The sequence below is a fragment of the Roseomonas sp. TAS13 genome, from assembly GCF_001950415.1.
Lineage (GTDB): Bacteria > Pseudomonadota > Alphaproteobacteria > Acetobacterales > Acetobacteraceae > Roseomonas > Roseomonas mucosa.
On the sequence record NZ_BDLP01000253.1, the window covers coordinates 1 to 6396 of the forward strand.

Here is a 6396-nt window from a genome sequence, read left to right on the forward strand (position 1 = left end):
CGACGTCGAGACTTGTGATCAAGAGACAGCCTCCGCCGCCCGCCGCGCTGCCGCCACCATGGCCGCCCCGCCCGCCGCGTGGATGGTCAGCATGGCTGGCCGCACCGCACAGGCCGAGCGGACCGCGCCGGCCACGGTGTTGGGGATGTCGTGCAGCTTGAGGTCCAGGAAGACCGGCATCTCCCCGGCCACGTCGCGCACCGCGCCGGGTCCGGCAGCCACGAAGAACTCCAGCCCGAGCTTCAGCAGCCCCACCTCGGGCGAAAGGTGCCGCGCCAGGCTGGCGGCCTTCGCCGGGTCGGGCGTGTCGATGGCCACGATCAGTTGCTTCCGGCCGGGGCGGGGGCGGGCGATCAGGGGCATAGGCACCTCGGGGGCAACGGGACGGGTCTGGGTCGCCCCTTGCCTCGGGGCGGGCATGGGCGGGAGGCGAAGGAAGAAGCCGGCCGGATCGCGCGGTGCGGAAGCAGGTCCGCTCCGGCCCGGCCGGCTGCCGGGGTTATAGGGGCTCGCTCAGGGGGCCGGTAGCGCAACCTTGGCGGGGCGGCGTCCCATCGCCTCGCCGCCCTCCGGCACCTGCCGCACCACCTGGGCCCGCAGCTGCGCCAGTTCCGATTCGAGCTGTCGCACCGTCTGGGCCAGGCGCCGCGCCCGCCGGCGGGCGCCCAGCGAGGCCATCCAGGTCACCAGCGCGCCCAGCAGGAAGGCGAAGGCGGAAACCGACAGCACCGCGACGGCGAGCGGCGTTTCCCAGGCGAGGTCGAAGGGCCAGAAACGGACAGGGACCGGCGCCGTGTTCGACAGGGCGAACAGCACCAGGACAAGCAAAAGGGGCCCGATCAACAGCCAGCGCCACATCGTCTTCGTCACTCCGCTTCTGTTTCAGCCCCGCCGATCCCCAGGCTTCCGGAGAAGTGCCCCCCTTGGGCCGCAGGGGCAAGGCCCTCGGAGCGTCCGGAAGGGCAAAACGGGGAGAGGCCGGCTCCGCTGCCAGGAAAGTGCCGGGAACGAGGGGTGCCGGGGGCACCCCGGGGGCCGCCTTCCGGCTCCGCCTGGCCGGGCCTGCGGCCACGCGCCCTGGCGGTTCCGCGACCCGCGCCCGTGACCGCGCCTCAGTCCCCGGCGACCGGGCGTTCCTTGCCGCCCCGGCTCTGCAACGGGCCGCCATTGACCCGTTCCCGCAACTCCTTGCCCGGCTTGAAATAGGGGACCGCCTTGCCGGTGACCTCCACCGCCTCGCCGGTGCGGGGGTTGCGGCCGGTCCGGGGATCGCGGCGCTTGGCGGTGAAGGCGCCGAAACCGCGCAACTCCACCCGGTCGCCCCGTGCCAGGGCGGCGGAGATTTCCTCCAGGATGGTGGCCACGATCAGTTCCACATCGGGCTGGCGCAGATGAGGGTTCGCCGCGGCCAGCGCGGCGATCAACTCCGATCTGGTCATCCCGTCCAAAACCCCCCGCAGCCGGTCAGCGTGCGGCAGGCTGCCAAAGCGCCAGGGCGCCGTCAACGATCCCGATCGATGCAAGCCCTTCGGAAACAAGGCTTTTCGCGAAGGAGGTGACGTAGCGCGACAGTCCACGCCGTCCCGTTGTATCCAGGTCACGCGCCTCGGGCGTTTCCGGGATGCCGTGCTTCTCCTTCAGCCAGGCCCGGGCCTCGCGCTCGCCGCCGATGGCATCCACCAGGCCGAGGGCCAAAGCCTGCCGCCCGGTGTAGATTCGCCCGTCCGCCAGCTCCCGCACCCGCGCTTCCGGCAGGTTGCGGCCCTTGGCCACCATCTCCACGAAGCGCGACTGGATATCCGCCACCACGCCCAGCAGCACCTCCCGCCCCTGCTCGGTCAGCGGCGAGAAGGGGCTGGGCTGCGCCTTCAGCGGGCCGGAGGTCAGCGTCTCCGCCTTCACCCCCAGCGTGTCCATCAGCTGGTTCACGTTGAAGCTCTGCAGCAGCACCCCGATCGAGCCGGTGAGCGTGGCATCGCGCGCGAAGATGCGCTCCGACGGCATGGCGACCATGTAGGCCGCCGAGGCCGCCGTGCCGCCCATCACCGCCACCACCGGCTTGCCGGATTCGCGGAAGCGCATGAGCGCCGAATACAGCGCCTCGCCCCCCGCCACCGTGCCGCCGGGGCTGTCGATGGACAGCAGCAAGGCACGCGTCCCGGCCCGTTCCGCCGCGCGGTCCACCGCCCGGACGACGTCGCGGTCGTCGGTGATCGTGCCGCTGACCACCAGCCGCGCCACGGGCGAGCCGGTGCCGAACCCCTCCATGTCCCGGGGCGCGAAGAGCACGGCCAGGAGCGCCAGGGCCGCCAGCACGGCGCCGCCGCGCCACAGCGCCCTGCTCCGCTTCAGGCGGCGCCGGTCGATCAGGGCATCAGGGTCGAGGGACATGGTGAAGGCTCATGCCGTCCCGCCGGCGCCGGGTCAAATCCCGTCGGCGGTCACGCATCACTTCCTGCGTCGCTCTGTCCCCGGGGCGAGAGGCGGAGCCTCTCCCCCGGCGGCCAACCACGAAGCGCAACGCCCCTGGAACCCGCCGGATCAGCCCATGCCCAGCACGTGCTTCATGTCGTAAAGGCCCGGGGACTGGCCCAGGAGCCAGAGCGCTGCCCGCACCGCGCCGGTGGCATAGACGCGGCGGTCGAAGGAGCGGTGGGTCAGGGCGATCTGCTCGGTGCCGGCGGCGAAGAGGAGCGTGTGCTCCCCCACCACCTGCCCACCGCGCAAGGCGGCGAAGCCGATGGCGCCGGTGCGGCGCGGGCCGGTATGGCCATCGCGGCCGCTCTCGGTGCCTGCCTTTTCCAGCGTGGTGCCGCGCCCGCGCGCCACGGCACGGCCGAGCGCCACCGCCGTGCCGGAGGGGGCGTCCACCTTCTGGCGATGGTGCATCTCGACGATCTCGGCATCGTACTGCTCCGGTGGCAGCGCCGCCGCCATGCGCTCGGCCAGGGCGAAAAGCAGGTTCACGCCCGGCGCGAAATTGGCCGCATAGACGATGGGGATCTGTGTCGCCGCCTCGGCCACGGCGGCTTCCTGCACCGCGGAAAGGCCGGAGGTGCCCAGCACCAGGGGCTGCTTCGCCGCTATCGCGGCGGCGAGGTGCGCCTCCACGGCCTCCGCGCGGGTGAAGTCGATCACCACGTCGCTGTTTGCGCAGAGGGAAGCGGCATCGGGGAAGATGCGGTAGGGCCCGACCTCGCCGGAACGGCGCGTGCCACCGGAGACAATGGCACCGGCCTTCGCGCTTTCCTCGGCCAGCAGGACACCCATGCGGCCCGCGATCCCCAGGATCCCAATCCGTGCCGCCACCTGGCTCGTCTCCGCTGCTGCCATCACATCCCTGCCTTGTCCCATCCGGGCGCGGTTCGCCCGGCGCCGGCCCATGCAACAGATCAGGGGCGGCGTCCATCGCCGGCCCGGCGAGCGCAGCGGGCGCAGCCATCATTCCGCGGAAAGGCCGGCATGAAGAAGGGCGGAGTTTCCTCCGCCCCCTTTCCAGCCACCGGACCGGATCGCCGTTCAGAAGCCGGCGTTCCAGTAGGGTGCCTTGTAGTAGTCGTAGACCCGACGCCCATAGGCATCGTCGTTGAAGTCGATGCCTTCATCCGCCCCGTAGGAAGGTGCGGACTGCAACTGTTCCCGCGTCATGTCCACGACATAGCCGCCCTGGGCGGTGTCGTAGGTCAGGGTGGACCAGGGCAGCGGGTGGTACTTCTCGCCGATGCCGAGGAAGCCTCCAAAGCTCATTACCGCGAAGGCCACCTTGCCGCTGACCTTGTCGAGCATGACGTCCTCGACGGTGCCGAGGCGCTCGCCCTCGCGGTTGTAGACGGCCGTGCCCTCGACCTTGCTGGCCGAGATCAGGCGGTTCGGCACGTCGCCTTCCGGGCTCGCCGGCGTGCTCACGGCGGGGATGCCGGAGAGGTTGGGGTCGCCGATCGTGGTGCTCATCCTGTTTCCTTCCGCATGGTCGTTCGCCGATAAGGGGTCACGATGCTTGCGGAGCACCGTGGTGGAAGGAAAACGAATCCGCCGCGCCACGGGTTGCCGCCAGGTGGCCAGGGGGTGGCCAGGGGGTAGCCAGGGGGTGGCCCCATCAGGCCCCGCCGGGCTCCCCGTCCTCCTCGGGCCGGAGCAGGGCCAGGAGGCGCGGCAGGGCGGCCGCATGGGCCTCTGCCTCGATGGATCGGTACTCGCGGATCACCCTTTCGCCGAGCCGGGTCAGCCGCGTGCCGCCGCCGCCGGCCCCGCCGGCCGCCGTCTCCACCACGGGCCGGCCCAGGCCCCGGTTGAGGTCCTCCACCAGCTCCCAGGCACGGCGGTAGGACATGCCCAGCGCCCGACCGGCGGCCGAGATCGAGCCGTTGCGGCCGATCTCCTCCAGCAGCCGTACCTTCCCCGGCCCGATGCGGAGCCCGGGGGCGGGGTCGAGGCGGATGCTCAGCCCCGGCCCGGCTTGCTCCCCGGCCGGGTCGCCGGATATCGCCGCTGTCCTGCGCCGTGCCATGCCGGGCATCCCATCACGCGCACCGGCATCGGGCAATCCGGCCGCTCAGCGCAGCTCCATGCGCCGGATCGGTCCGACGATGACGAGGTAGCTGAGCATCGCCACCAGCGCGTTGGCACCGACGAAGACCAGGGCGCCGTTGAAGGAGCCGGTGGTCTGGATGATATAGCCGATCACGATCGGCGTGGTGATCGAGGAGATGTTGCCGAACATGTTGAACAGCCCGCCGCTGACGCCCGCGATCTGGCGCGGCGCGGTGTCGGAGATCACCGCCCAGCCCAGCGCGCCGATGCCCTTGCCGAAGAAGGCGAGCGCCATGATCAGCACCACCAGCCACTGCTCGTCGGTGTAGTTGCAGATCACCATGCTCATCGACAGCAGCATGCCCGCGACGATCGGCACCTTGCGCGCCACGGTCAGCGAGTGGCCGCGCCGCAGCAGGGAATCCGACCAGACGCCGCCCAGCACGCCGCCGAGGAAGCCGCAGATCGCCGGGATGGAGGCGACGAAGCCGGCATTCATGATCGACATGCCGCGCTGCTGCACGAGATAGACGGGAAACCAGGTGATGAAGAAGTAGGTCAGCGCGTTGATGCAGAACTGGCCCAGATAGATGCCGAGCATCATCCGGTTGCTGACAAGGTCCGCGAGGTAGGACCAGCGGAAGGTCGCGGCCCTGGCCTGGTCGCCGGCCTTCGCGGGCTGGTCCATGTTCACCAGCGCGCCGCCTTCCTCCAGGTAGCGCAGCTCACCCTGGGTGATGCGCGGGTGATCCTTGGGATCGTAGATCACCTTCAGCCAGACGAAGCTGACCAGGATGCCGAGGAAGCCCATGAAGTAGAAGACGGAGGGCCAGCCGTAGGTGAAGGTCAGCCAGCCCATGATCGGGGCGAAGAGCACCGTGGCGAAGTACTGCGCCGAGTTGAAGATGGCCGATGCGGTGCCGCGCTCCCTGGCCGGGAACCAGGCGGCCACGATGCGCCCGTTGGCCGGAAAGGACGGTGCCTCCGCGAAGCCGACCAGCAGGCGCAGCACGAAGAGGGCATAGGCCGCCGCGGCGAGGCCGACCACGGCCACCTCTCCCTGCAGCAGGGTGAAGAGCGACCAGATGAAGATGCTGAAGAAATAGACTTTCTTCGAGCCGAAGCGATCGAGAAGCCAGCCGCCGGGGATCTGCCCGATCACGTAGGACCAGCCGAAGGCGGAGAAGACGAAGCCCATCTCCACGGCGCTGAGGCCCAGGTCCTTGGACAGAACGGGGCCGGCGATGGCCAGGGTGGCGCGGTCGGCATAGTTCACGATGGTGACCGCGAAGAGCATGGCCACGATGCTGAAACGCACCCGGCCGACACGCGTCCCTTCGGCCGCGAGAGCAGACGACATCGGTTTCCTCCGGCTTTTCGGGAATCCCGGCCTTGGCGGCCGGGGTATCGCTCACTTGTTCCATTCGCGCGCGGGACGCGCTGCACGCGGTCCAGGCTCGACCGCCGCCCTTCGTGACACCCTGTCCGGGGCTTATCTCCGCAGCAGCGAAGCTACTATATCAGATAGCAGAGTTGGGAGGCATCCGGGATTATGTGACGGATCTGTCAGGCGGGTGTCACGCCGGGACAAGGTTCGAAAAGGGCCCCGTTGGTCCGCCGCCTTGCCGGGATCGGGGCGCAGCAGTCCCGCCACCCCGGGCCAATCCCAGGCGGGGACTGGAGGAAAATACCACGCCCCCGGCGACAGGGGTTCCGGGGGCGGGCGGCGCCTCCCCCGGGGAGCGGAAACAGGCGCGACGCCGCGGTTCAGGCGGGGCCGGTCAGAGCCCGGCCTCGGGCAGCGTGGCCGGCTCCACCACCCGCGGCTCGCCGCCCGGCTGCAGGGCGTGGAGGGCCAGGGCGCGC

The 6396-nt window shown here is 70.5% G+C and carries 7 protein-coding genes and 1 pseudogene; all 8 read right to left on the reverse strand.

Features of this window, described 5'->3' with window-relative positions:
* Positions 1–30: 30 nt before the first annotated feature.
* Positions 31–363, reverse strand: a pseudogene (locus tag ROTAS13_RS17100) (orotidine 5'-phosphate decarboxylase / HUMPS family protein); the annotation flags it as partial.
* 150 nt (positions 364–513) lie between these two features.
* Positions 514–870 (reverse strand): LapA family protein, encoded by a 357-nt coding sequence (locus ROTAS13_RS17105; protein WP_226945968.1) that lies wholly within the window; start codon positions 868–870, stop codon positions 514–516.
* A gap of 242 nt (positions 871–1112) precedes the next feature.
* A complete protein-coding gene (gene ihfB / locus ROTAS13_RS17110) occupies positions 1113–1439 on the reverse strand; it encodes an integration host factor subunit beta (protein WP_019462925.1) in 327 nt (108 codons plus the stop codon).
* 25 nt (positions 1440–1464) lie between these two features.
* Positions 1465–2391 (reverse strand): signal peptide peptidase SppA, encoded by a 927-nt coding sequence (sppA, locus tag ROTAS13_RS17115; protein WP_019462926.1) that lies wholly within the window; start codon positions 2389–2391, stop codon positions 1465–1467.
* 150 nt (positions 2392–2541) lie between these two features.
* Entirely contained in the window at positions 2542–3333 is a 792-nt protein-coding gene (gene dapB, locus ROTAS13_RS17120) for a 4-hydroxy-tetrahydrodipicolinate reductase (RefSeq protein WP_075822939.1), read from the reverse strand.
* A 186-nt stretch (positions 3334–3519) separates the two neighbouring features.
* Positions 3520–3951 carry a PRC-barrel domain-containing protein gene (locus tag ROTAS13_RS17125; protein ID WP_019462928.1) on the reverse strand — a complete coding sequence of 144 codons (432 nt, stop codon included), beginning with the start codon at positions 3949–3951 and terminating at the stop codon, positions 3520–3522.
* Between the two features lie 145 nt (positions 3952–4096).
* On the reverse strand, positions 4097–4507 hold the full coding sequence (locus ROTAS13_RS17130; protein ID WP_369923590.1) for a winged helix-turn-helix domain-containing protein: 411 nt from the start codon (positions 4505–4507) through the stop codon (positions 4097–4099).
* A gap of 45 nt (positions 4508–4552) precedes the next feature.
* Entirely contained in the window at positions 4553–5890 is a 1338-nt protein-coding gene (locus tag ROTAS13_RS17135; protein ID WP_019462930.1) for an MFS transporter, read from the reverse strand.
* Between the last annotated feature and the right edge of the window lie 506 nt (positions 5891–6396).